The 24,489-nt window shown below is 65.6% G+C and carries 18 protein-coding genes and 1 tRNA gene; 4 read left to right on the top strand and 15 right to left on the bottom strand.

Annotated features, from left to right (window positions below; translation table 11 throughout):
- Positions 1–46 precede the first annotated feature (46 nt).
- A tRNA-Arg gene (locus tag L2Y96_RS15790) sits at positions 47–123 on the top strand.
- Positions 124–150: 27 nt separating this feature from the next.
- Here L2Y96_RS15790 and L2Y96_RS15785 read toward each other — a convergent pair.
- Entirely contained in the window at positions 151–681 is a 531-nt protein-coding gene (locus tag L2Y96_RS15785) for a CCDC90 family protein (RefSeq protein ID WP_247328084.1), read from the bottom strand.
- Between the two features lie 288 nt (positions 682–969).
- On the opposite strand from L2Y96_RS15785, the gene L2Y96_RS15780 reads away from it, so the two are divergent.
- Positions 970–2,367, top strand: coding sequence for an FAD-containing oxidoreductase (locus L2Y96_RS15780; protein WP_247328082.1), 1,398 nt, complete (start codon positions 970–972; stop codon positions 2,365–2,367).
- Here L2Y96_RS15780 and L2Y96_RS15775 read toward each other — a convergent pair.
- From L2Y96_RS15775 to L2Y96_RS15755, 5 genes are all read right to left on the bottom strand, one after another.
- A complete protein-coding gene (locus tag L2Y96_RS15775) occupies positions 2,364–3,794 on the bottom strand; it encodes an aldehyde dehydrogenase family protein (protein WP_247328080.1) in 1,431 nt (476 codons plus the stop codon). The two genes, L2Y96_RS15780 and L2Y96_RS15775, sit on opposite strands and share 4 nt — an antisense overlap.
- Before the next feature lie 85 nt (positions 3,795–3,879).
- A complete protein-coding gene (xseA, locus tag L2Y96_RS15770; RefSeq protein ID WP_247328078.1) occupies positions 3,880–5,226 on the bottom strand; it encodes an exodeoxyribonuclease VII large subunit in 1,347 nt (448 codons plus the stop codon).
- Between the two features lie 91 nt (positions 5,227–5,317).
- A complete protein-coding gene (locus tag L2Y96_RS15765; RefSeq protein ID WP_247328076.1) occupies positions 5,318–6,925 on the bottom strand; it encodes a carboxyl transferase domain-containing protein in 1,608 nt (535 codons plus the stop codon).
- Positions 6,926–7,066: 141 nt separating this feature from the next.
- Entirely contained in the window at positions 7,067–7,453 is a 387-nt protein-coding gene (locus L2Y96_RS15760; protein ID WP_247328074.1) for a hypothetical protein, read from the bottom strand.
- A gap of 160 nt (positions 7,454–7,613) precedes the next feature.
- On the bottom strand, positions 7,614–8,789 hold the full coding sequence (locus L2Y96_RS15755; protein ID WP_247328072.1) for a thiolase family protein: 1,176 nt from the start codon (positions 8,787–8,789) through the stop codon (positions 7,614–7,616).
- A 200-nt stretch (positions 8,790–8,989) separates the two neighbouring features.
- Between L2Y96_RS15755 and L2Y96_RS15750 the strand changes: the two genes are divergently transcribed.
- Positions 8,990–11,818, top strand: coding sequence for an autotransporter serine protease (locus tag L2Y96_RS15750; RefSeq protein ID WP_247328070.1), 2,829 nt, complete (start codon positions 8,990–8,992; stop codon positions 11,816–11,818).
- A gap of 260 nt (positions 11,819–12,078) precedes the next feature.
- Positions 12,079–14,880: an autotransporter serine protease gene (locus L2Y96_RS15745; RefSeq protein WP_247328069.1), complete on the top strand. Its 2,802-nt coding sequence runs from the start codon at positions 12,079–12,081 to the stop codon at positions 14,878–14,880.
- Positions 14,881–14,943: 63 nt separating this feature from the next.
- Here L2Y96_RS15745 and L2Y96_RS15740 read toward each other — a convergent pair whose 3' ends face one another.
- The 9 genes from L2Y96_RS15740 to L2Y96_RS15700 form a co-directional block, all read right to left on the bottom strand.
- Entirely contained in the window at positions 14,944–16,101 is a 1,158-nt protein-coding gene (locus L2Y96_RS15740; protein WP_247328067.1) for an isovaleryl-CoA dehydrogenase, read from the bottom strand.
- An 83-nt stretch (positions 16,102–16,184) separates the two neighbouring features.
- Positions 16,185–18,293, bottom strand: a complete 2,109-nt coding sequence (yccS, locus tag L2Y96_RS15735) for a YccS family putative transporter (protein ID WP_247328065.1) — start codon at positions 18,291–18,293, stop codon at positions 16,185–16,187.
- A gap of 94 nt (positions 18,294–18,387) precedes the next feature.
- Positions 18,388–19,116 (bottom strand): 3-oxoacyl-ACP reductase FabG, encoded by a 729-nt coding sequence (fabG, locus tag L2Y96_RS15730; RefSeq protein WP_247328063.1) that lies wholly within the window; start codon positions 19,114–19,116, stop codon positions 18,388–18,390.
- Positions 19,113–19,589, bottom strand: a complete 477-nt coding sequence (locus tag L2Y96_RS15725; RefSeq protein ID WP_247328061.1) for a hotdog family protein — start codon at positions 19,587–19,589, stop codon at positions 19,113–19,115. The genes fabG and L2Y96_RS15725 overlap by 4 nt, the downstream gene beginning before the upstream one ends.
- On the bottom strand, positions 19,586–20,026 hold the full coding sequence (locus tag L2Y96_RS15720) for an acyl-CoA thioesterase (protein ID WP_247328059.1): 441 nt from the start codon (positions 20,024–20,026) through the stop codon (positions 19,586–19,588). Before L2Y96_RS15720 ends, L2Y96_RS15725 begins: the two co-directional genes overlap by 4 nt.
- Positions 20,016–21,230: an ApeI family dehydratase gene (locus L2Y96_RS15715; RefSeq protein WP_247328056.1), complete on the bottom strand. Its 1,215-nt coding sequence runs from the start codon at positions 21,228–21,230 to the stop codon at positions 20,016–20,018. The genes L2Y96_RS15720 and L2Y96_RS15715 overlap by 11 nt, the downstream gene beginning before the upstream one ends.
- Positions 21,227–22,015: a lysophospholipid acyltransferase family protein gene (locus L2Y96_RS15710; RefSeq protein WP_247328053.1), complete on the bottom strand. Its 789-nt coding sequence runs from the start codon at positions 22,013–22,015 to the stop codon at positions 21,227–21,229. Before L2Y96_RS15710 ends, L2Y96_RS15715 begins: the two co-directional genes overlap by 4 nt.
- Before the next feature lie 5 nt (positions 22,016–22,020).
- Positions 22,021–23,256 carry a beta-ketoacyl-[acyl-carrier-protein] synthase family protein gene (locus L2Y96_RS15705; protein ID WP_247328050.1) on the bottom strand — a complete coding sequence of 412 codons (1,236 nt, stop codon included), beginning with the start codon at positions 23,254–23,256 and terminating at the stop codon, positions 22,021–22,023.
- Positions 23,256–24,482, bottom strand: coding sequence for a beta-ketoacyl-ACP synthase (locus tag L2Y96_RS15700; RefSeq protein ID WP_247337073.1), 1,227 nt, complete (start codon positions 24,480–24,482; stop codon positions 23,256–23,258). The genes L2Y96_RS15705 and L2Y96_RS15700 overlap by 1 nt, the downstream gene beginning before the upstream one ends.
- Positions 24,483–24,489 lie beyond the last annotated feature (7 nt).

Here is a 24,489-nt window from a genome sequence, read left to right as displayed (position 1 = left end):
CCGATCTGGCCGTGCGAGCGGCCAGACGCTATCCTTAGCCCCCGTTGGCCCCGTAGCTCAGCTGGATAGAGCGTCCCCCTCCTAAGGGGAAGGTCGCCCGTTCGAATCGGGCCGGGGTCACCATTCCATGTGCCAGCGCAAGGCTGCACCTCAGTGAATGAACCGGGCTGCCGTGAACGCGAGGGCCGCCAGCGCCAGGGCGACGGTGATGAACCATCGCATCAGGTCGGATCGGATGCCTTCCATGTGCTTGATGAGCCCGACCTGCATTTCGCCCATGGCGGTCACCAGATCGGACTTCATGCCGCCCATTTCCTGGCGAAGGTCGGATTTCATCTCAGCCATTTCCTGGCGAAGCTCGGATTTCATCTCAGCCATTTCCTGGCGAAGCTCGGACTTCATCCCGGCCATTTCCTGGCGAAGCTCGGATTTGATCCCGGCCATTTCCTGGCGAAGCTCGCATCCCATACCTTCCATCCTTGCACTCTGTGCCGCGAGTGCAGACGTGGTGGCGACGTGCTCCAGCGTCGTCTCTATGCGAATGAGGCGTTCGCGGGTCTCGACAGCGTGATCTTCAAGGCGTTTGATTCGTTCTTGCATGGGCGGATCGTCGTCCTGGGTTGCGGCAGGGTCAAGCTGGCACCACGGGCCTGTTCGGAAATGACTGTCGTGCAGGGACATGCATGAATCCATCGGTCTTTTCTTCGTTCGGCTGGGGCCGTAGACGCATAAGAAGATCCGGAGGCTGCGTCATCGGGTGGGTGTCGTGGGCGTTGTTGAACGTTAGGCTTCTTAAGGCGAATCCGGTATCAGCGCGAGTCCCGCTGTTGCCTAATCGAATCCCTACACGGTGTAGTCTTGCTGGCAGAAGCTTTTCGTCGAAGCAGGCGTTTGCAATCCAATACGCCTGCCATGTGCGACACCACACGGATCCATGGTCCGGTTTTCAGCAGCAGCAGGAGCGAGCCGATGTCCCGTAGCTTTGACGCGATCATCGTAGGTGCGGGCCAGGCGGGTCCTGCGCTGGCGAGCCGGCTGACGGCAGCGGGTAAAAAGGTCGCCATCATTGAACGTCATCTGGTGGGCGGGACATGCGTCAACACGGGATGCAAACCCACCAAGACGCTGGTGGCCAGCGCGTATGCCGCGCACGTCGCGCGGCGCGGCGCGGAATACGGTGTGCGTTACGCCGTGGATCCCGGCCCGATACAGTTCGACCTGCCAACCGCTGCCGCACGGGCCCGCCAGGTGATCATGGATTCGCGCAAGGGCAACGAAGACTGGCTCGCATCGATGCCGGGCCTTACGCTTATCCGCGGCCACGCGCGGTTCACTGGCCCCCGGCAGCTTGAAGTAAACGGCGAAACACTCGAGGCGCCACAGGTTTTTCTCAACGTGGGCGGCCGCGCCAATGTGCCGGATTTCCCGGGCATCCATGACGTCGATTACCTCACCAACAGCACCATCATTCCGTTAGAGGTCTTGCCGGAGCACCTTGTGGTCGTCGGCGGCAGCTATATCGGCCTTGAGTTCGCGCAAATGTATCGGCGCTTTGGCTCGCGCGTGACCGTTGTGGAGATGGGCTCCCGCCTGGTCGGTAAAGAGGACGAAGATGTGTCGGAGGAAGTTCGCGCGTTCCTCGAGGCCGAAGGCATTGAAGTGCGCACGAACGCATGCTGCATCACCCTAGGCAAGCGTGGGTCGAAGGTGACCGTTGGTGTCGATTGCACGGACGGGGCGCCGGTCGTGGAAGGTTCGCACGTCTTGCTCGCCGTTGGCCGCCGCCCGAATACCGATGATCTGGGCCTCGACAAAGCAGGCATCACGACGGATGACCGTGGTTACATCAAGGTGAATGATCATTTGCAGACCACGGCCGAAGGTGTTTGGGCGATGGGTGATTGCAACGGCAAGGGTGCCTTTACCCACACCGCCTGGAACGATTACGAGATTGTCGCCGCCAACCTGCTCGATGGCGGCGACCGCAAGGTGAGCGATCGCATACTCGGTTATGCGCTGTACGTTGACCCGCCCCTCGGCCGCGTCGGCATGACCGAAACCCAGGCGCGCGCGACCGGCAGGCCGCTGCTCACGGCGAAGCGACCGATGAAACGCGTCGGCCGTGCCGTCGAGAAGGGCGAAACGTGGGGCTTCATGTCGATGATTGCCGATGCGGAAACCCGCAAGATCCTCGGCGCCGCCGTGCTGGGCACAGGCGGCGACGAAGTCATCCATGGGGTCCTCGACATGATGAACGCCGGTGCGACGATCGATACTTACCAGTGGGCCGTGCCCATCCACCCGACGGTATCGGAACTGATTCCCACGCTGATCGGAAGCCTGGCGCCCACCCAGCCAGTGGGCTAGAGGTCGCGCATCACCATCAGCCGGATCTCGCTCATGTCGTCGATGGCGTAGCGCACTCCCTCGCGGCCGATCCCTGACGATTTGAGGCCGCCGTAGGGCATGTTGTCCACGCGGAAGCTGGGCACGTCGTTGACGATAACGCCACCCTGTTCCAGCGCATCCCATGCATGCATGGCATGGCGCAGGTCATTCGTGAAGACGCCAGCCTGCAGGCCGAAGTCCGAATCGTTGACGACGCCGACCGCCTCGTCGAAGGTCATGAAGCGCTCCAGGAGCGCGACGGGGCCAAACGCTTCCATGCGCTGCAAGGTCGCATCGCGCGGCACCTTTTCGAGCAGGGTTGCTTCGAGCATGGCGCCCTTGCGGCCGCCGCCACAGAGAACGCGTGCACCACGCCCCTTCGCCTCGGCGATCCAGCCTTCCAGGCGCTGGGCGGCCGCCACATCGATCATGGGTCCCAGGAAGGTGCTCTTTTTCTTCGGGTCGCCAGCCTTGAGCGTCTTCACCTTTGCCACGAGCTTGCGCTTCAGGGCGTCGTATACGTCATCGTGGACCAGGATCCGCTGCACGCTGATGCAGCTTTGGCCGGATTGGTAGAACGCGCCGAACACCAGGCGATCGACGACGGCATCGAGGCGGTCGCCCTGGTCGGCATCGATGATGCAGGCAGCATTACCACCCAGCTCGAGGGTGACCTTCTTGTGCCCGGCCTGGGCTTTCAGATCCCAGCCGATAAGGCCACCTGTAAACGAGAGCAGTTTCAGCCGAGGATCGGTGACGAGGGGTGCAGCAGCCTTTCCGTCCAGCGGAAGGATCGAGAACGCACCCTTTGGCAAATCCGTCTCGGCCAGGATCTCGCCGATGATCAGCGCACCGAGCGGTGTGCGCTCCGATGGCTTCAGCACGAAGGGGCAGCCTGCGGCGATGGCAGGGGCGACCTTGTGTGCCACCAGGTTCAACGGGAAGTTGAAGGGGGTGATGAAAGCGACCGGCCCCAGCGGCACCTTGCGTGTGAATCCCTGGTAGCCGTTGGCACGCGCCGAGATCTCGAGATTCAGGGTTTCGCCATTGATGCGGACAGCTTCTTCCGCGGCGATCTTGAACGTTTCGATCAGGCGGGTGACTTCGCCGTGCGCGTCATTGATGGGCTTGCCGGCTTCCACGCAGAGCGCATAAGCGAGTTCATCCTTGCGCTCGCGGAAGCGCGCCACGCAATGTTCCAGCACCGCCTGGCGCTGCCAGGGGCGGAAGGCTTTCATGGGAGCGGTGGCGGCGGTCGCGGCTGCGATCGCCTGCTCGAGCGCCGCGGCGTCCGGTAGCGCGACGCGCGTGGCGACCTTGCCGGTGTACTTGTCGACGACATCCAGCTTCGCCCGGGCCTTCACGGCCTTGTTGGCGAGGTAATAGGGGTAGCTCTTCTCGAGCATGGGCGGCGCCCTCGTTGGCAGCAATGCCGCCCATGATCCGACCGCGCGTGTTCAGTTGTCGTGAGGCGGTTTGCCGCGCCGCGGCTCAATCTTCCCGGAGGAGGCGCATCTCGCCCTCGGCAAGCATCACCCGCACGCGTTCACCCACACGGATGTCGTTAGCGCGGCGGACAACGGCGTCACGCTGGTCGAACACGATGGCGTAGCCACGTTCCAGTGTGGCCAGGGGACTGACGGCATGCAGGGTGCGACCCTGCTGGTGCACGCGCAACTGGTCGCGTTCAAGCCGTCGCGCCATGCTATTCACGAGCCGCTGGCGCAGGGCCGCGATGCGTTGCTCCACCGGCGTCAGCCGCAGGCGGGGATGCTGCGCGGCGAGGCGAGCCTGCAAGCGATCCAGGCGGGCGCGGCGCAGCGCATTCGATTGGTTGATCGCCGTGCGCAGGCGGCGATGCACGGCTTCAAGGCGCTGTGCATCGCGTGCAAGGCGTGCCTGCGGGCGTTGCGAATTCAGCCGTGCGTGGAGGTGGTCGGTGCGCTGGGCGGCGGCCTGGATGCGCCGGGTCACCAGGGTGGCCATGCGCTGGCGCAGGCGGTCGAGGTTACGTGCCAGGTCAGCCCCATCGGGCACCAGCAATTCGGCGGCAGCTGAAGGCGTCGCTGCGCGCAGGTCGGCCACGAAATCGGCAATGGTGAAATCGACCTCGTGGCCCACGGCCGAGACCACGGGTACGGCGCTGGCGTGGATGGCACGCGCCACCTGTTCGTCGTTGAATGCCCAGAGGTCTTCCAGCGAACCGCCACCACGGGTCACGAGCAACACATCGTAGCGGCCGCTGGCGGCCGCGCGCCTCACCATGGCGGCGATGGCGGGAGGCGCTTCCCGACCCTGAACGGGGACAGGCAGCACCTCCACCTCGGCCAGGCCGAGGCGGCGGCCGAGCACGCTCAGGACATCGCGAATCGCCGCGCCGCTGGGCGAGGTGATCACGCCGATGCGCCGGGGGAAGGCGGGCAGGGGGCGTTTGCGCTCGGCATCGAAGAGGCCTTCGGCGCCAAGCCGGGCCTTGAGCTGTTCGAATTCGCGCTGGAGAGCACCCTCGCCGGCGGGTTCCATGTGGTCCGCGACCAGTTGGAACTCACCGCGCGCTTCGTACAGGCCCACCTTCGCCCGCATCAGCACATGCATGCCGTCAGTCGGGCGAAAACGCAGGCGCGACGCCGCCATGCGGAACATGGCGCAGCGCACCTGGGCGTTAGCGTCCTTCAGGGTGAAGTAGATATGCCCGGACGTGGGACGCGCCACGTTTGACAACTCGCCTTCGATCCACACACCGACGGGCAGCGCGTCTTCCAGCAGATCGCGCACCAGCCGGTTCAGGCCAGAGGGCGTGAAGATCTCGGGTGCCGCGCGGTCGGAAGTGTCGGACATGGACCGGCGAGGTTATCACGCTCACCGGGAATGTCGATGGGGCAGGGACTTACGGCTACTTTGTAACTCGCAGCTGAACTTGCAGGAGCGCTTACATGCGGAAGACCCCGAAGCGGCCTTGTTCGATCGGTGCGTTCATCGAAGCCGAAATCGCCAGGCCCAGGACGCGGCGCGTATCCGCGGGGTCGATGATGCCGTCGTCCCACAGGCGAGCGCTGGCGTAGTAGGGGTGGCCCTGGCGCTCGTACTGGTCGCGGACGGGTGCCTTGAACGCCTCCTCTTCCTCCGGGCTCCAGGTGCCGCCGCCGGCTTCGATGCCGTCGCGGCGCACGGTGGCCAGCACCGAGGCTGCCTGCTCGCCACCCATGACGCTAATGCGTGCATTCGGCCACATCCACAGGAACCGCGCGCCGTAGGCGCGGCCACACATCGCGTAGTTACCCGCACCAAACGAACCGCCGATCACCACGGTGAACTTAGGTACGTGCGAGCATGCGACAGCGGTCACCATCTTGGCGCCGTCCTTCGCGATACCCGCGTTCTCGTACTTCCGGCCCACCATGAAGCCGGTGATGTTCTGCAGGAACACGAGGGGGACGTTGCGCTGGTTGCAGAGCTCGATGAAATGCGCGCCCTTCTGGGCGCTTTCGCCAAACAGGATGCCGTTGTTGGCCACGATACCCACGGGGTAGCCATGGATGTGCGCAAAGCCGGTAACCAGCGTCTTGCCGTAGCGCGCCTTGAATTCGTGGAACTCCGAGTCATCGACAATGCGCGCGATGACCTCGCGGATATCGAACGGGCGCCGGGTATCCTCGGGGATGACACCGTAGAGCTCTTCGGCGCTGAAGCGTGGCTCGAGCGGCGGACGCACCGCGAGCGGCATCTTCTTCAGCCGGTTGAGAGAGCCCACGATATCGCGCGCGATGGAGAGGGCATGCGCGTCGTTCTCGGCGAAATGGTCCGCCACACCAGAGACAGAGGTGTGCACATCGGCACCGCCCAGTGCCTCCGCGTCGACCACTTCGCCCGTCGCCGCCTTCACCAGTGGCGGGCCGCCCAGGAAGATGGTGCCCTGCTCGCGCACGATGATGGTCTCATCGCTCATGGCGGGAACGTACGCGCCACCGGCCGTGCACGAGCCCATCACCACGGCAATCTGCGGTATGCCCTGGGCGCTCATGCGCGCCTGGTTGTAGAAAATGCGGCCGAAGTGTTCACGGTCGGGAAACACTTCATCCTGGAGCGGCAGGAAAGCGCCGCCGGAATCCACGAGGTAAATGCACGGAAGGCGGTTTTCCATCGCCACTTCCTGCGCCCGCAGGTGCTTTTTCACCGTCATCGGGAAATAGGTGCCGCCTTTTACGGTGGCGTCGTTCGCCAGCACCACCACTTCCTGGCCCATCACACGGCCAATGCCGGCGATGACGCCCGCAGCCGGTGCGGCATCGTCGTACATACCGTGCGCCGCCAACGGCGCGATTTCAAGGAACGGTGAACCGGGATCGAGCAGTGCGCGAATGCGTTCACGCGGCAACAGCTTGCCGCGTGCGACATGCTTCTCGCGGGCTTTGGCGCCACCGCCTTCCGCCGTGCGTTTCAGGGTATCGCGCAGGTCGTCCGTCAGCGCGCGAAGGCGCAGGCTGGCGGCCTGGAATTCCGGGGAGCGGGGATCGATCTGCGACGTGAGGATGGGCATGGGGAGAGGCCAGCGGCAAGCGGATCAAACCGCCATCATAGCCGCCACGCCCGTGCCGCAAACGCTGCGCTGCGGCAGGCCCCATGAAAAACGGCCACCGCTAAGGGTGGCCGTTCGTCAACCGAGGTAACCCTTGCGGGATTACTTCTTGGTGCTGTCGTCCTTCGCGCTATCGGCGTTGGAGGCAGCATCCTTGGCCTGGTCGGCCGACTTGTCGGCCTGGTCCGCGGCGTTGGAAGCGGCATCCTTGGCAGCTTCAGGCGTGCCACCCGCGGTGGAGGCCGAAGCGGCATTCTGGGCCTGGGCAGCGGCATCCTTGGCCTGGTCAGCGGACTGCTGCGCCTGGTCGGCGGCCTGGTTCGTCGCAGCGTTCTGCGACTGGTCGGCAGCCTGCTGCGCCTTGTCGGCCTGCTGCTGGGCGTCGGAAGCCGACTTCTGGGCATCCTGCGCGGAATCCTGCGCGCCGTTGCTGCAAGCTGCCAGAAGCGCGACGAGCCCGGAGGCGAGAAGGGTACGCGTGAAGTTCATTGTGGTTCTCCTTAGCCGTGGAATGCCGTGAGGCGGGCACATTAATAGCTCAGTTGTCTGGGCATCGCCAGCGATCGCACGGAACCGCTTCAGGGGGCATTAAACCCCATGGAAACCGCGTGATGCTGGCGCTAACAAACCCGTTCTTTCGACGTAGGCTTCACACCAGTTCGATGGCGATAGCCGTTGCTTCGCCGCCACCAATGCAAAGCGAGGCGACGCCCCTTTTTGCCCCACGTACCGTCAACGCATTGAGAAGAGTGACCACGATGCGAGCGCCGCTCGCGCCAATCGGATGGCCCAGCGCGCACGCGCCGCCGTTTACATTGAGCTTGTCGTGGCCGACGCCAAGCTCGTGCATCACCGCCATCGGCACCACGGCGAAGGCTTCGTTCACTTCGAACAGATCGACTTCGCCCACCTTCCAGCCGGCCTTGTCGAGCACCTTCTGGATCGCGCCAACAGGCGCCGTGGTGAACCATTCCGGTTCCTGCGAATGGGTGGCGTGCGCCACGATGCGGGCCAGCGGCTTCGCGCCCTTGGCCTTCGCATCGTCGGCTGACATCAGGACGAGCGCGGCAGCGCCATCGGAAATGCTCGACGAGCTGGCGGCGGTGATCGTGCCATTTTCCTTGCGGAAAGCGGCGCGCAGCGTCGGGATCTTCGCGGTATCGGAACGGCCCGGCTGCTCGTCTTCCACGAAGTCTTGCGGGCCCTTGCGACCCTGCACCGTCACCGGAACGATCTCGTTGGCGAACGCGGCGGCTGCCTGCGCGGCTTTTGCGCGCTCCACCGACGCGATGGCGTAGGCATCCTGGGCTTCGCGGGTGAAATGGTACTTGTCGGCGCACTTCTCACCGAAGACACCCATGGACTGGCCGTCGTAGGGGTTGGTGAGGCCATCCCATGCCATGTGGTCGACGAGCTGGCCGTCGCCGTAACGGATGCCGGTGCGCGCATTCACCATGTGCGGTGCGTTCGTCATCGATTCCATGCCGCCGGCGACAACGACCGACGCGGAGCCCGCCTTGATCAGATCGTGCGCGAGCATGATGGCTTTCATGCCGGAACCGCACACCTTGTTGATCGTGGTGGCGCCCGCCGAGGTCGGCAGGCCGGCCTTCAGCGAGGCCTGGCGCGCCGGTGCCTGGCCCAGGTTGGCCGGGAGCACGCAGCCCATGATCACTTCGGTCACATCGGCCGCGCCCACGCCCGACTGTTCCAGGGCCGCCTTGATGGCGATGGCGCCCAATTCGGGCGTGGGCACGCCGGTGAACTGGCCGAGGAAGGAACCAATGGCGGTGCGCTTGGCACCCGCGATGACGATGTCGGACATGGGGACTCCGTGGTACTGCAGATGGCCGCCCCGTGGGGGGAGGAAACCGGCGGAGTATCGCAGTGGGGCCCGGGGCGGGGCAATGCGCACTGCCGCATTCGTCACAGACGATCCGCAGTATTTTGTGTAAAGATTCCGCAGGGCGCCATGTCACGATGTGGTGGCGCGACATTGATGTCGAACTCTGGGGAAAACTGAATATGGGCAGGAATATCCTTCGCCAGCGCGAACTTGCGCTGGCCGTTTGCGTGAGCCTTGGCGTGGCCGCCTGTGGTGGCGGAGGCGGCGGGAAGAGCAGTGGGGGCGGCGGCACCGTCATCAACCCACCGACCACCCCGACCCAGCCGACCACCCCATCGACGCCACAGCCCCCGATCGATGTCCAGCTGACGGCCACGAACGTGCGTATCGCCCAGGGCGCCGGTTTCAATGGCCAGGGTGAGGTCATTGGCATCATCGACACCGGCGTTACTCGCGCGCACCCTGCGCTCGCAGGCCGGGTCACGAGCAACCTCACGTATGTCGATCCCTCCACGAACAACACCGGCGTCGACGATGTGGTTGGCCACGGCACGGCCGTGGCCGAAATCGCGGCTGGCACGCCCTTCGGCCTGTTCGTTGGCGGTGTGGCCCCGCAGGCCACGATCGTGTCGGCGCGCATCATCAACGACAAGGCACCCACCGACGATGGCTCGGGGCAGGGTAACAAGACCACTTCCGCTGACCCGCTCGGCCAGGTCAATAGCGACGTCGCCAGCCACGGCGCGCGCATCATCAACAATTCGTGGGGTGGCGTTTATTGGGACGTCACGGACACGGCGGCGACGAAGAGCTTCCACGACGCCTACGCGTCGCTGACGGCGAACGGCGCGCATCTCTTCGTGTTCGCGGCAGGTAACAACGGCGATCCGAATCCTTCCGACGTGGCGGCGCTGCCCTCGCGAGCGCCCGATCTTGAACAGGGGTGGCTGACGGTCGTTGCGCTTGACAGCAACAACACCTCGCAGATCGCGTCGTACTCCAACCGCTGCGGTATCGCCAAGAACTATTGCCTGGCCGCGCCGGGTGACGTGATCGTGGCCTCGGCGGATTCCACCGCGGCCAATACCACCTACCAGATCTGGTCGGGCACATCGCTTGCCGCGCCGCAGGTGTCAGGTGCCGCGGCCGTGGTACACAGCGCGTTCCCTTCGCTCGATTACAACGCGGTGCGCCAGATCATCCTGGGCACTGCCGATGACCTGGGTGACCCGGGTCCCGATGCCATCTACGGCTACGGGCGCCTTAATGTCGGCCGCGCGGTACGCGGCCCAGGCCGCTTCGACTGGGGCAATTTCAACGCGAACGTCACCGGCAGCACCATGACGTTCTCAAACGATATCGCAGGCACTGGCGGCCTGAATGTCACCGGCGCGGGCATGCTCTCGCTACTGGGCAACAACTCGTATACCGGTCCCACGACGGTGGACGGCAATGCGACGCTTCAGGTCATGAACGATCTTGCGAGCTCCCTGACTGTCGGACACGCCGGTAGCGCGAAGTTGAATGCGACCCTGCACGGAAGCGTGACGAACCACGGTTCGTTGACGGTGGGTGGATCCGACCCAGTGGGCCTCGAGGGTGCGCATATTGATGGCAACCTGAATCTCGCCAGCGACGGGACGCTTTCACTGCTGATCGGCACACCGTTCACCGTAGGTGGCACGGCGACGCTCGGCGGCACCATCGCGTTCACCGGCGCGGTGCCTAACTACATGAAGACCTCGCATCAGCAGGTACTGTCCGCTGGTAGCGTCCAGGGACAGTTCGCCCAGACGGTGAAAGGCCCTGGCGTATTCTTCTCGTCGACGTTGCAGTACGCAGCTACCGAAGTCTTTCTCGATACCACGTCACTCAGCGTCACCAGCGTCGCCAACAGCACCATGTCGCAATCGCTCGCGGCAACCTCGTCGGCGCAGCGTGTCGATGGCGCCATGACGCAAATCAGCAACATCCTGGCGCCGGGTGCGACGAGCGCCGGCATGGTCGATATCTCGATGCTGATTGCTGCCGGTGGCATCCAGCAGGCCAGCTCGACCCGTAGCGCACAGGCTTCCCTGGAGTCCCTCTCCGGACAGCTTTACGCGGCCGGTACCGCGGTGACGCTGGCAGGCATCGACGCGGGCAACGATGCGCTGATGCAGCACCTCGATGCCATGGGTAAGGGCGGCGCGTGGATGCAGTCGCTGGATTCGCAGGGCGGCATGAGCCGCAGTGGCTACGGCAACGTCGGTTTCAACATCGGCGGCAACATGGTAGGCAATGACATTCGCCTCGGGGCGAATGGCTTCGCCGGCCTTGCCGTGGCGCAGATGCGCAGCAATGGCCAGCTCTCGGGCAACTTCGACCGCCAGCGCAACCGCTCCACGGAAGGCTCGTTGTACGCCGGTACGCAGGGTGCGAACTGGTACAGCGTGGGCCGCGTCGCCTTCGGCAGCTACCGTGGCGATACGCAGCGCCTGCTGCGCTTTGGCGACATGGGCGGCGCGTTCACCGGCGGCGATTACAGCGGCCGCTACAACGTCGCCTACGGCGAAATGGGCTATCGCAGCCATCTGGGTGCGTTCGACTTCACCCCGTACGCCGATGTGCAGTACGCCAGCATCCATCGCGATGGCTTCGCGGAACTCGGTGGCGATGGCTTCGGCCTGGCCGCCGATGGCCACACGACCTCGCGCTGGCAGGCGGGGCTGGGCCTGCGTGCGGGCAGCACGTGGCTTACCTCGTACGGCAAGTTCCGCATGGACATGAAGCTGGGCTGGCAGAACGCCTTCGCCACGAAGGGCGAGGTCTTCTCGGCACGCTACACGGGTCTTTCGCAGTGGGCGCCGGTCGATGGCATCGGCCTGTCGCGGCAGGCGGCGACGCTGGGACTAAACGCAGGTATGGACCTCGGCTCGCGAACGCAACTGGCGTTCGGTGTGGATCAGCGCTTTGCCAGCCGGGATCATTCACGCTCGGCCACCGCCAGTGTGAAGGTGGCCTGGTAAGGAGCGAAAGAGCGCCCTGAGGGGCGCTCTTTCGTTCGGCATAGGTCGAAAGTTCATGAGGTAATTCTCAAAATCCTGTGCCACCCTCGGCTCCGCCGCGCTTAGGAAGGCTCAAGCCATAGCGCGTTGTGGGTGTTAGTTGCGGCATTCATCCGATGCGCCGTCAGACGGCGTGCGCACGAGATCGGCGTCAGTGACAGGGGAACAACATGGAACCGAAGGGTCTACTGCGGCGGCGTAGGGCCGCGCTGGCGGTGTGCGTGAGCCTCGCGCTAAGCGCGTGTGGCGGAGGGGGCGGTGGCGCGCGTGGCACGAGCAGTGCCAGCAGCGGGACGCAGGTTAACCCGACGCAGCCGTCCTCGCCCTCGGCTGACTTGCCTCCACCGGATGTCCAGCTCACCGGTACTGGCGCCAACATCGCGCACGCGGCCGGCTACACGGGGCAGGGCGTGTACATCGGTATCGTCGACAGCGGCGTGAATGGGTTTCATCCAGCGCTGACCGGACATTTCATCAGCCAGGTGAGTTACGACGATGGCGGACAGGGTGATCTGCTTGATGGCCGGATGGACCATGGGACGGCCGTGGCGGAGATCGCGGCGGGCCAGCCCGTAGGTAGCTTTCCCGGTGGCGTCGCACCAGGCGCGTCCATCGTTTCCGCCCTCGTGAGTGACGGTAAGGATCTCGACAACCTCGCTGGGCATCCCGTGACCGCCACGACGGCCGCGCCGATGGCTGCGGCCAATGCGATGTTCTTCCAGGAGAACGCGCGAATCGTCAACAACTCCGTAAGCGATGTGTATTGGAGTGCGTCAAATACCGCGCTGACACAGGCGTTTGCGGATGCCTATAAATACGTCGGTGACACAGCGCATGGTGAGTACGGCACGCTGTATGTGTTTGCCGCAGGTAACGGTGGTAAAGCCAATCCATCGGACCTTGCGTCTCTGCCACTTCGAGTCACCCAGGGTATCGAGCCTGGCTGGGTCACGGTCGTCGCCCTGCAGAGCCGTAACCTCGGCACGATCGCCACCTATTCCAACCAGTGTGGCGCCGCGAAATCGTTCTGCATCGCCGCGCCTGGCGAAACGATGCCGTTCTCCCCAGCGGCTACGACGGCCCAGCCGGCCTACCGGATATCGGTAGGGACAGCGTATGCCGCCGCTGAGGTCTCTGGCGCCGCTGCAGTGCTTTCCAGGGAGTTCCCGCATCTTCCGATGCATGCCATCCGCGATCTCATGCTCGGTACCGCGGATGATCTTGGTGCCCCCGGTACGGATGCGATTTACGGCAATGGCCGGCTGAACCTCGGGCGTGCGATTCTCGGCCCGGGCAGGCTCGACTGGGGACGTTTCTGGGCGAACATCGGTACGGCTAACGTTACCTTCTCGAACGACATATCGGGCATCGGCGACCTGTACGTAACCGGCGGCGGCAAGCTGACGCTCACCGGACACAACACGCAGCAGGGCACGTTTGTCGCGGGCGACAGCACGGTCGAGGCCATGACGGATCTTCCCTACGATGTCACCGTATCGACGGCCGGCTCTCGCGTTATCGCTCATGCCGACGTCGGTGTGGGTGCCGCACGGGCTGGGCAACCCACGGTGACCTCGGTCACTGGCACCTTGCAGTTCACCGCGCATCCGTCGACCGTCCACGGGCTCCTGAACATAAGCGCGGGTGGACACCTGGCGGTTGTGCTCGGGGCACCTGTCACGGTCGACCAGAGCGCGACGGTCGCGGGTGCAGACCTGCGGATCCTTGGTGCGGTGGACGGTTACACGCGTACGTCGCACCAGACGATCCTCAAGGCCTCGTCGGTGTCGGGGCAGTTCGCCACAACGACGCTTGCTTCGGGCGTGTTCCTGTCGTCCCAGGTGAAGTATTCACCCGGTGAAGTGTGGATGGATACGACGAGCCTGAGCATTTCCGCCGTCGCCAATAGCAGTGCCGTGATGTCGTCCTCGGCCGCAGCAACCTCATCGGCCGCACGGCTCGATAGTGCGCTCAGGAACGTCACCGCCTCGCTTAACGCGAATGCGGCAGGCTCATCATTGCCCGATAGCACGCTGATTGCCGCGGGCCAGATCCAGCAGGCACACGACGATACGGCAGCACGCGCCTCCCTGGAGTCTCTCTCCGGACAGCTTTACGCGGCCGGCACCGCGGTGACGCTGGCAGGCATCGACGCGGGCAACGACGCGCTGATGCAGCACCTCGATGCCATGGGTAAGGGTGGCGCGTGGATGCAGTCGCTGGATTCGCAGGGCGGCATGAGCCGCAGCGGTTACGGCAACGTCGGTTTCAACATCGGCGGCAACATGGTCGGTAACGATATTCGCCTCGGGGCGAATGGCTTCGCCGGCCTTGCCGTGGCGCAGATGCGCAGCAATGGCCAGCTCTCGGGCAACTTCGACCGCCAGCGCAACCGCTCCACGGAAGGCTCGTTGTACGTCGGTACGCAGGGTGCGAACTGGTACAGCGTGGGCCGCGTCGCCTTCGGCAGCTACCGTGGCGATACGCAGCGCCTGCTGCGCTTTGGCGACATGGGCGGCGCGTTCACCGGCGGCGATTACAGCGGCCGCTACAACGTCGCCTACGGCGAAATGGGCTATCGCAGCCATCTGGGTGCGTTCGACTTCACCCCGTACGCCGATGTGCAGTACGCCAGCATCCATCGCGATGGCTTCGCGGAACTCGGTGGCGATGGCTTCGGCCTGGCCGCCGATGGCCACACGACGTCGCGCTGGCAGGCGGGGCTGGGTCTGCGTGCGGGCAGCACGTGGCTCACCTCGTACGGCAAGTTCCGCATGGACATGAAGCTGGGCTGGCAGAACGCCTTCGCCACGAAGGGCGAGGTCTTCTCGGCACGCTACACGGGTCTTTCGCAGTGGGCGCCGGTCGATGGCATCGGCCTGTCGCGGCAGGCGGCGACGCTGGGTCTGAATGCGGGGATGGATATCGGCGCGCGGACGCAACTGACGTTTGGCGTGGATCAGCGCTTTGCCAGCCGGGATCATTCGCGCTCGGCCACCGCCAGTGTGAAGGTGGCCTGGTAACCGTGATCGCGTGCAAGCACGCTCCTACATTGCTGTTGTAGGAGCGCGCTTGCGCGCGATACGTCAGGATTTGCCGTGGAACAACTCGCGGCCGATCAGCATGCGACGAATCTCGTTGGTGCCGGCGCCGATCTCGTAGAGCTTGGCGTCACGCAACAAGCGACCCGCCGGGAACTCGTTGATGTAGCCGTTGCCACCGAGGGCCTGGATAGCCTCCAGGGCCACCTTCACCGCATTGGTGGAGGCGTTGAGCAGGCAGGCCGCCGGATCGATGCGCGACTTCACGCCGTTATCGAACTGCTCGGCCACCATGTAGGCAAAGCCACGCGACGACTGCAGCGCGGTGTACATATCGGCCACCTTGCCCTGCATGAGGCCGAACGTGCCGATCGGTGCGTTGAACTGCTTACGCTCGCGCACGTAGGGCAGCACGAGGTCCACGGCGGCCTGCATGATGCCGATGGGGCCGCCCGAGAGCACGAGGCGCTCGGTATCCAGGCCGCTCATCAGCACGCGGACGCCTTCGTTCACCTCACCCACGATGTTCGCGGCAGGGATCTCGCAGTTCTCGAACACGAGCTCGCAGGTGTTCGAGCCGCGCATGCCGAGCTTGTCGAGCTTCTGCGCCGTGCTGAAGCCCTTCATGCCCTTTTCGATAATGAATGCGGTCATGCAGCGGCTACCCGCGGCACGCGGCGCGGTACGCATATAGACCAGCAGCACGTCGGCGTCGGGGCCGTTCGTGATCCACATCTTGGTACCGTTGGCGACCCAGGTATCGCCGACCAGCTCGGCCTTGCAGTTCATGGAGCCGACCACGTCCGAGCCGGCGCCCGGTTCGCTCATGGCCAACGCGCCGATCCACTCGCCGCTGGCAAGCTTCGGCAGGTACTTCTGGCGCTGCTCGACCGTGCCGTTGTGGTAGATGTTCTGCACGCAAAGGTTCGAGTGCGCACCGTACGAAAGGCCTACCGAGGCCGACGCACGAGAGATTTCTTCCATGGCGACCATGTGGGCGAGGAAGCCCAGGTCGGAGCCACCGAGCTCACCAGGGATGGTGATACCCAGCAGGCCCATCTCGCCCAGCTTGGCCCAGAGGTCTTCGGGGAAATGGTTCTCGCGATCGATACGATCGGCGCGGGGGGCGATCTCCTTCTCGGCGAACGCGCGGACGGTTTCGCGCAGGAGGTCGAGGTCTTCGCCAAGGGAAAACGGACGCATGGGTGCAACTCCGGGGAAAAAGGCGGGGAAAACCCCACCATGCTAGCGTTTTGGGGGCGCCGAGCCACGGCGCGTCGCAACAATCAGCCCCGGGCGAGGCCTGCGATGCGGTCGTGGACGCGAACCAGTAGCAGGCACTGGCGATCGACCAGGCGGCGGATATCGCCGGGCGCCAGGCTGCGCAGGGCGGTGCCCACCTCCAGCTCCGGCGTGCCCAGGAAGGGCGCGGGGGTGCCCGCATGCAGGTGTTCGGCCAGTGCTGCGAAGCTGACGGCCACCCGGTGGGCCGTCGCCTCGACGGCCGTGGCATCGTCGGGCGCCAGGGCTTCCCGATGCGTGCCCAGGGTGGAAAGGTAGGACAGGCCCGCCTGTAGCGCAGTCAACAGCCGCAGCGCGTGCTCGCCCTTGGCCGCTGCGTGTCCCGGCTCGGCGAGCAGTTCGGTGACATTGCCTGCGACCATCGCCTGGGCGGCGTGGGCGTCGCGGCGGGCGATCCGGTAGGGCAGGTCGTCCGCGCGGCCGTGCGTGTACTGCGCGGCGATGCGTTCGAGATAGCGGCTGTAGGCCAGCAGGGCGTCGGCGACGAGGTCGTCGAGGCGCCGCACGCGCCAGTCGGGGAGCACGTAGCGGATCACCACGGCGGCGACGAATGCCCCGAGCAGCGTGTCGAGCAGGCGCGGGCCGATGGCGTCGTAACCCGCGCCGACCCGGTCGAAGCAGAGCAGCACGAACAAGGTGATGACGCCGGTGGCGAGCGCATAGCGGCGCAGGCGGAAGGCAAAGAACGCTGCGCCGCTGGCGACGAGCACTGGCAGGCGCCAGTCACCGCCGGGCAATGCGCGCAGCAGCGCCCAGCCGATGACGAGGCCGGCCGTGGTGCCGATGATGCGCTGGATAAACCGGCGTCGCGTCGCGCCGTAGCCCGGCTGGGAGACGAAGAGGGTGGTCAGCAGGATCCAGTAACCGTGCAAGGGATGCAGGGCGAGCATGATCAGGTAGCCGCCGAGCATACCGATGGAGAGACGCATCGCATGGCGGAAATGCATCGACCGCCGGTTCAGGCGCAGCCGCACGCGGCGCATCGCATCGGCGAAGGACGAAGGCTCGTTGCCCTGCAAGGCGATGTCGCTGTCTTCGCGCAGGCTGCCTTCGTCTTCGATCAGCGCCTGCAGGCTCTCCATATTCCTGAGCAGCGCCACCAGGGCATCGTCGAGCGCTTCGTCCGCGGGTTGCGTGCGCTGGTGGAACGCGACCGCCTGGCGCAGATCCTCCAGCGCCGCGCGTGGCAGCGCGATCGAGCGCAGCGGGCCCACACGGCGGATGGCATCGGCGCGCTCACGGCAAGCCTGCGCCTGCAGGCGCAGCAGCCGACCGAAGCGGAACATGAGATCGCTGTGGTACAGCGCCGTGGTCAGTTCATCGTACGGATAATGCGATGAAGTGATCCGCTCCTGGATGTCCTGCGCGACGAAGAACATGGCCAGCATGGAGGCGGCCCGGCCGCGCGGCTGGCGTCGGCCGATGCGATCGATAAGGGCGATACGTGCTTCGGTCAGGGCTTGCACCGTACCTTGGTTGCGCCGCGAGAAGGTCAGCGCAAGCGCGTCGTGGTCGAGCCCATGCACGGGTTCGAACTGCGCGGCCTTCGCATCGATCAGCGTGGCGAGCGATTCGAATAGCCGGGCCAGTGCGTGGCGTAGCGCACGTTGCGGTGCCAGGGCGCTCCAGAGCATCGAAAGCACGCCGTACCATGCGGCGCCCGCCACGAGCGCGAGCGTGCCTTCAGCGCCTGCGGCACCTGCGGCGTCGGACGCGATCATCGTATACACGGCAAGGATGAGCGTGGCCGTTGCGATCGTGGCGTAGCGGCCGCTCGCCGCGCCCAGCATCACGAGCAGGAACGTACCCACCGGCAGCACCATGGCGAACGCTACAGGCGTGCCGATCGTGGCCTTCACGGCCAGCGCGGCCAGGGTGAAGCAGACCAGCGTGACCACCAGGCCGCGCAACCGTCCTCGCCAGGCATCGTCGGTTTCGGCCAGCGCGCAGGCGATGGCACCGAGGAGCGCGGGTACGATGGCCTCCGCCGGCCCGTGCCACGTGCACCACGCCGTGATGCCGGCCAGCGCCAGGAAGACGCGGAGTACGTCGGCGAAGCGGTCGGATTCGGCGAGGTGGCGGAGGGTGGGCATGGGGGCTAGCTTACCTGCCCCGCGTCATCGCTTTGTGGGTGTATCGCGCGCAAGCGCGCTCCTACAGGGGGGGCAGGAGCGCGAACGGACGTTGTCAGCAGAGGCCGCCGTTGACGGCGAGCACCTGGCGGGTGATGTAGCCCGCTTCCGGGCTCACGAGGAAACGCACGGCCGCGGCGACTTCTTCAGGCGTCCCGCTGCGTTCCATCGGAATGACCTTCAGGATCTGCTCCACGGGTACTTCGGGATCGAGCATGTCGGTATCGATCAGGCCCGGCGCCACGCAGTTCACGGTGATCTTGCGTTTGGCCAGCTCGACGGCAAGCGCCTTGGCGGCGCCAATGACGCCAGCCTTCGAGGCGCTGTAATTCACCTGGCCACGGTTACCAATGATCCCCGATACCGACGTGATGCAAACGATGCGACCAGCGGCACGCCGACGGATCATCGGCATCACCAGCGGGTGAAGCACGTTGTAAAAGCCATCGAGGTTGGTCCGTAGCACCTGATCCCAATCCTCGGACGTCAGGCCGGGGAAGGCGCCATCGCGGGTCAGGCCCGCATTGCAGACCACACCGTAGTACGCGCCGTGCGCGGCCACGTCCGCCTCGAGCGCCTCGGCCGTCGCGGCACGGTCGGCCACATCGAACTGCAGCACGCGCGCGCTGCGGCCGCGGGCCATGATCTCGGCCTGCACGGCCTCGGCCTCATCGCGGCGGGAACGGCAATGCACCACGAGGTCGTAGCCGGCATCCGCGAGGGAAAGCGCGATAGCGCGGCCAATGCCGCGGCTGGAGCCAGTAACGAGGATGGTGTCGGTCATGAAGCGTTTCCGGTGGGGTCGAGATGGGTATTGCGCGGATCGAGGAAGGGCGTCGGATCGACCGGGCTGAACACGGTCAGGCGGGCTTCGGCCTGCGCGTCGGCGCTCGTGATGCGGCACGCGAACGAGGCCATGCCGTCTTCATCATGGAACGTGCGTACGGCTTCGATGCGCAGCACGCTCCCGACAGGGAAGGCGTCGCCATCGGCGCGGTAGGCCCGCGTGCCGAGCAGGAAACCCGGCCGTACCTCACCACCCGCTGACAGGACCTGGCACCCATTCCATGCGGCGATGGCCTGTGCCATCAGTTCGATGCCAGCCCAGGAAGGCAGGCCGTCGGCCGTGACTTCGAGATCGCCATGGCGCACGGTGCGTTCACACAGCACGCGGTCGGCATCCCATTCCACGACGCGATCCAGCCAAACCATGCGACCGGCATGGGGCAACAGCTGTTCGATGCTCCACGATGTCATAGCGTATTCCCTCGCGCTAACCGCTTTTCCACGTCGGCGATGAAGCAACCCGGCGAAACGAGCTGCATTTCCCCGTCGGACAGGCGCACGGCGACCTGGATGGTGCTGGCGCGCGTGAGCCGCTCGCCGGTCGCTGTATCGCTAATCGTGTAGTGAACCTTCAGCCGGTTCTCCCATTCGACCAGTTCGGCGCGAACGCGAAGCGCCTGGCCGAAGCGTGCGGCACGCGCATAGCGCAACTGCAGGTCGATGATGGGCCACGCGAAGCCGGTTTCCTTCATCCGCACGTAGTTGTGGCCGAGGTCGTCGAGCAGCGCACAGCGGGCCACTTCAAGGTATTTGACGTAATGCCCGTGCCACACGATCTCGAGCGAATCCACGTCGAAGAACGGCACGACGACATCGATCTCGGCGGCGAGCACACCCTTACCGCGCATCAATGGCTCCCGGAACGGCATCCACGCGAAGGTGCGCAGAGGAACAGACCGCATCGCCGATGCGGTAGGTGAAATGCAGGCGGCCGCGCGCGGTGTCGTGGCGCAGCGAAAGCGTCATGCGGTCACCGGGGCGCAGCAGGCGCTGGAACTTGAGCTGGTCCATGCCGCGGCAGGTGGTCGGCGTGCCGAAACGCGACGATGCGAATTCCAGCGCCCATGCAATCTGCAAGACACCTGGCAGTACCGGCGCGGTCGGAAAATGATCGACGAAGCAGGCCAGGTCCAGGGGGAGGGTTAGCGACAGCACGTGGGTGTCACCTTCCATCCGTTCGGCCTCCACCGTCGCGATGCGCGGCAGGGGGGCCTGCAACAGAAGATCGATCCGCGCGGCCTCCGGGAGCTTCTCCACGAAGCGCCAGACCATCGGCGTGGCAAGCGCATCGTCGCCCGCGGCGTGCTGGCCCAGCTCGCCGATGAGGCCAGCGCGGCCGTGGCGTGCAAGGGCGATACGGCCCGAGGCGGTCAGCGCGACAACCATGCCCGGCGAACCGTGGCCAGCGTCACCACCGGCTGCGGCAGATACCCACGGGTGTGAAGCCAGGCCACTGGCCGCCGTGCCCATGGGCGAGGTGCGAAGGCGCCGCCGCATGCGCTGGCGGCAAAGCCACTCCACCGCAAACAGCGTGGCGAGGGCCGCATAGGCGAGCACGCCGTTGTAGAAGGTCCACCACGACAGCGGCCCCCACAGGGCCAGCAGGGCCGAGCAGGTACCGTTCACGGCAAAAAACGCAGCCCACACCCAGGTGACCTTGCGTGTGTAGGGAATGGCCGCCGCCGGAAGATCGGGCTCCATCGTGCGCGCGATGCGTTCGATGATCGGCGGCCCGTAAATGAGGCTGTGCACAAAGCCCGCAAACAACAGGGCGCAGATGAGGCTTGGGTACCAGCGCAGCAGTTCGTCGTGCCCACCAAACGCGAGCACGCCGCAGTAGGCGAGCGTGGCGCCCAGCATCCACTTGCCGCCGGGCTGGTGCAGCAACGCCGGTGCACGTACCAGCCAAAGGGCGCCCAGGATCAAGCCGAACAGCGGGGGCGAAACGTGGTCGCCGCCGAAGTACACGATGAACGGGTACAGCACGCCCACCACGACGAGCAGGAGGTTGGCCAGCTTGCGCGGGCCCGAAGCATGGCTTTGCGGCATCATGCGTGGAGCTCCCGCGCATAAAGCTGGTGCAGGTGTTCGTTGAGGCGGCGCGAAGCGATGGGTGCCGGCGTATCAAGGCTGTAGCTCGCCACGTCGATGTCCTCACCGACGCGCAGGTGCATGTGCACGCGGCGATCGGGGATCCGGTACCAGGGCTCGGCCTTGGTCAGCGTGGTCGGTTTGACGGTGATGAAGACCGGCGTGATCACCTTCGCTCCGCGTATGGCGATGGCCGACGCACCGCGATGGAACACGGGGGCGTGGCCGGGGGTGGTGCGAGTGCCTTCGGGGAACACGATCAGTGTCTGCCCGTCGCGCAGCACATCGGCGGCACGGTCCAGCATGTCGGCACTGCCGTCGTTGCTGATGTATTCGGCCACGGTCACCGGACCGCGCATGAACGGGTTCTTCCAGAGGCTGTGTTTCACCACGCAATTCGCGTTCGGCACGTGGCCGATGATGAACACCACGTCGATGAGCGAGGGGTGGTTGGCCACGATCATCTGGCCGGGCCGGCCCAGCCGCTCAAGGCCTTCAAACTGGTAGGTGAGCACGCCGGTGCGCGCCATGAACTGCGAGTGCAGCCAGAACGCCTTGCCGACCGTGCGGCGCGCCCGGCGGCGGCGCACTTCGATGGGGGCAGGCCAGTGCATCACGATCGGCAGGATCACGATACGCAGGAACAGCCCGCCCAGACCGAAAAAAGCGAAGGAAAGGGCGGTGAATATGAACCGGCAAGCCCAGGCGTCGGCGCGGCGTTTCGTCGTGTCGGCTGCAAGTTCCATGGGGGTCAGGCCTGGGCGAGGTCGGGCTCATGGTAGCGCCGGATCACCAGCGCTGCGCAGCTTCCGCCGAAACCGAAGCTGTTCGAAAGGACGGCGTCCACCATCGCATTGCGTTCGCCATCCAGCAGGGGGGCGTCGTCGAAGGTGGGATCGACCTTGTGCGGCGGGGCGCCCGCAAGGAGCACGCCGTGTTCGATCATGCCGATACAGGCAATGGCATCCAGCGCCCCCGCGGCGGCCGTGGCGTGGCCCACCAGGCCCTTGATCGACGACATCCACGGCACCGCGTGGCCGCGGTCGCCGAAAACCTTGCGCAGCGCCTGCCATTCCGCGGCATCGCCGTCGATCGTGGCGCAGGCATGGGTGTTCACGTAATCCGGCATCACGCCGGCCAGGTCGATGGCCTGGTGCATGGCCTCGGCCATGCCTTCGCTGCGCGGGCTGATCATGGCCTCGGGGTCAGACGCCGCGCCGTAGCCAGCCATTTCGGCCAGGATCGTCGCGCCACGCGCCAGCGCGTGGTCGAGGGATTCGAGCACCAGCACGCCGGCGCCGCCGCCCAGCACGATGCCGTCGCGATCCGCGGCATAAGGCGTGGAAACGCGCTCGCCCACGGTGCTCGTGGTCGTGAGCGCGTTCATCACGTCGAAGCACATGGAGGCCTTGTCGTGCAGTTCCTCCGCGCCGCCGCACACCACGATGTCCTGGCGGCCGAGCTGGATCAGCTCCATCGCCTGGCCGATCGCGTGGGTGGCGCTGGTGCAGGCCGAACCGATGGTGAAGCCGCGGCCGCCGAAGCCAAACGCGTTGATCAGGCTCGCTGCGAGCGCGCTGCCCATGCTGCGCGGGACGATGAACGGCGACAGGCGTGCATAGCCCTTGGCGCGGTACACATTCAGGCCGGCTTCGTATTCCGAGAGGGCGGAGGAGCCGCCCATCACCAGGCCGACGTCACGCTCGCGCACGCGCGCTTCATCGAGGCCCGCCTCGGCCAGGGCTTCGCGCGTGGCGTGCCAGGCAAACTCCGCTGATGGCGGGAAGTACCGGCGCAGCTTACGCGGCGGGGGCTCCAGCGTGCCCAGATCCACGGGCGCTGCCGTGCGGCAACGCATGCCGAGCTCGGCGTAATCCGGCATATCGCGAAAGCCGGTACGGCCCTCGCGAAGGCCGCTGAAGAAAGCCTCGCGTCCCGCCCCAAGACAGGACACCGCGCCCATGCCGGTGACGACGACGCGACGCATCAGTCGTGCGCCTTGAAGATCAGCGAGGTGTTGATGCCGCCGAACGCGAAGTTGTTGTTCATCACATAGCGCGTCTGGATCTCGCGGCCTTCGCCCGTGACGTAATCCAGCGCGGCGCATTCCGGATCGGGCGTCTCAAGATTGATCGTCGGCGCGAACCAGCCGCCACGCATCATTTCGATGATCCACCACGATTCCAGCGCACCGCACGCACCCAGCGTGTGACCTACATAGCTCTTCATCGAGCTGATCGGCACGCCGCCGCCGAGGACATCGTGCGTGGCGTGGCTTTCGGCCACGTCGCCGCGATCGGTGGCGGTGCCATGCGCGCTCACGTAGCCAATGGCCGAAGATTCCAGATCCGCGTCGGCGAGCGCCATGCGCATCGCCGCCGCCATGGTCTCGCGCGTGGGCTGGGTGATGTGCGCGCCATCCGAATTCGTCCCGAAGCCGACGATTTCCGCGTAAATGCGCGCGCCGCGGGCCACGGCGTGCTCGTACTCTTCGAGCACGAGCGTCACCGCACCTTCGCCGACGACCAGGCCATCACGCTTCGCATCGAACGGGCGCGGCGTGACCTCTGGTGTGTCGTTGCGGGTGCTGGTGGCAAACAGCGTATCGAACACCGCCGCGCCGGGGCCCGAGAGCTCTTCGGCACCGCCGCACAACATGAGCTTCTGCTTGCCCTGCTGGATCGCCTCGTAGCCGTAGCCGATGGCCTGGCTGCCCGAGGTACACGCGCTCGAGGTGGTGATCACCCGCCCTTTCAAGCCGAAAAACACACCCACGTTCACCGCCGTGGTATGCGCCATCATCTGGATATAGCTGGTGGCCGTGACGCCCTGCATCGAGCCGGTTTCCAGCATGCGGCCCACGGTGCGCGCGGGTTCGATGCTGCCGCCCGAGGAGCCGTAGGCCACGCCCATGCGGCCATCCTGGATGCTCTCGTCATTGAGCAGCCCCGCATCGGCGAGGGCGCGCTCGCTGGCGGCAGTGGCGAGCAAGGCCACGCGGCCCATCGAGCGCATCTGCTTGCGCGACCAGTGCGCCGGCGGCGTGAAGTCATCGACGGGAACCCCGAGGCGGCCGTTAAGCGCATCGAAGTAATCCCATTCGCCCATGCGGCGGACGACGTTGCGGAAGGCGCGCAGGCGCGGCTCGATCGTGGCCCAGTCGTGGCCCAGGGGCGTAATGCCGCCGATACCGGTAACGACAACGCGTTTCATCGCGCGA

Origin of the sequence: Luteibacter aegosomaticola (assembly GCF_023078475.1) — a bacterium.
GTDB classification, from domain to species: Bacteria; Pseudomonadota; Gammaproteobacteria; order Xanthomonadales; family Rhodanobacteraceae; genus Luteibacter; species Luteibacter aegosomaticola.
This window is presented reverse-complemented; position numbering and strand designations above follow the sequence as displayed.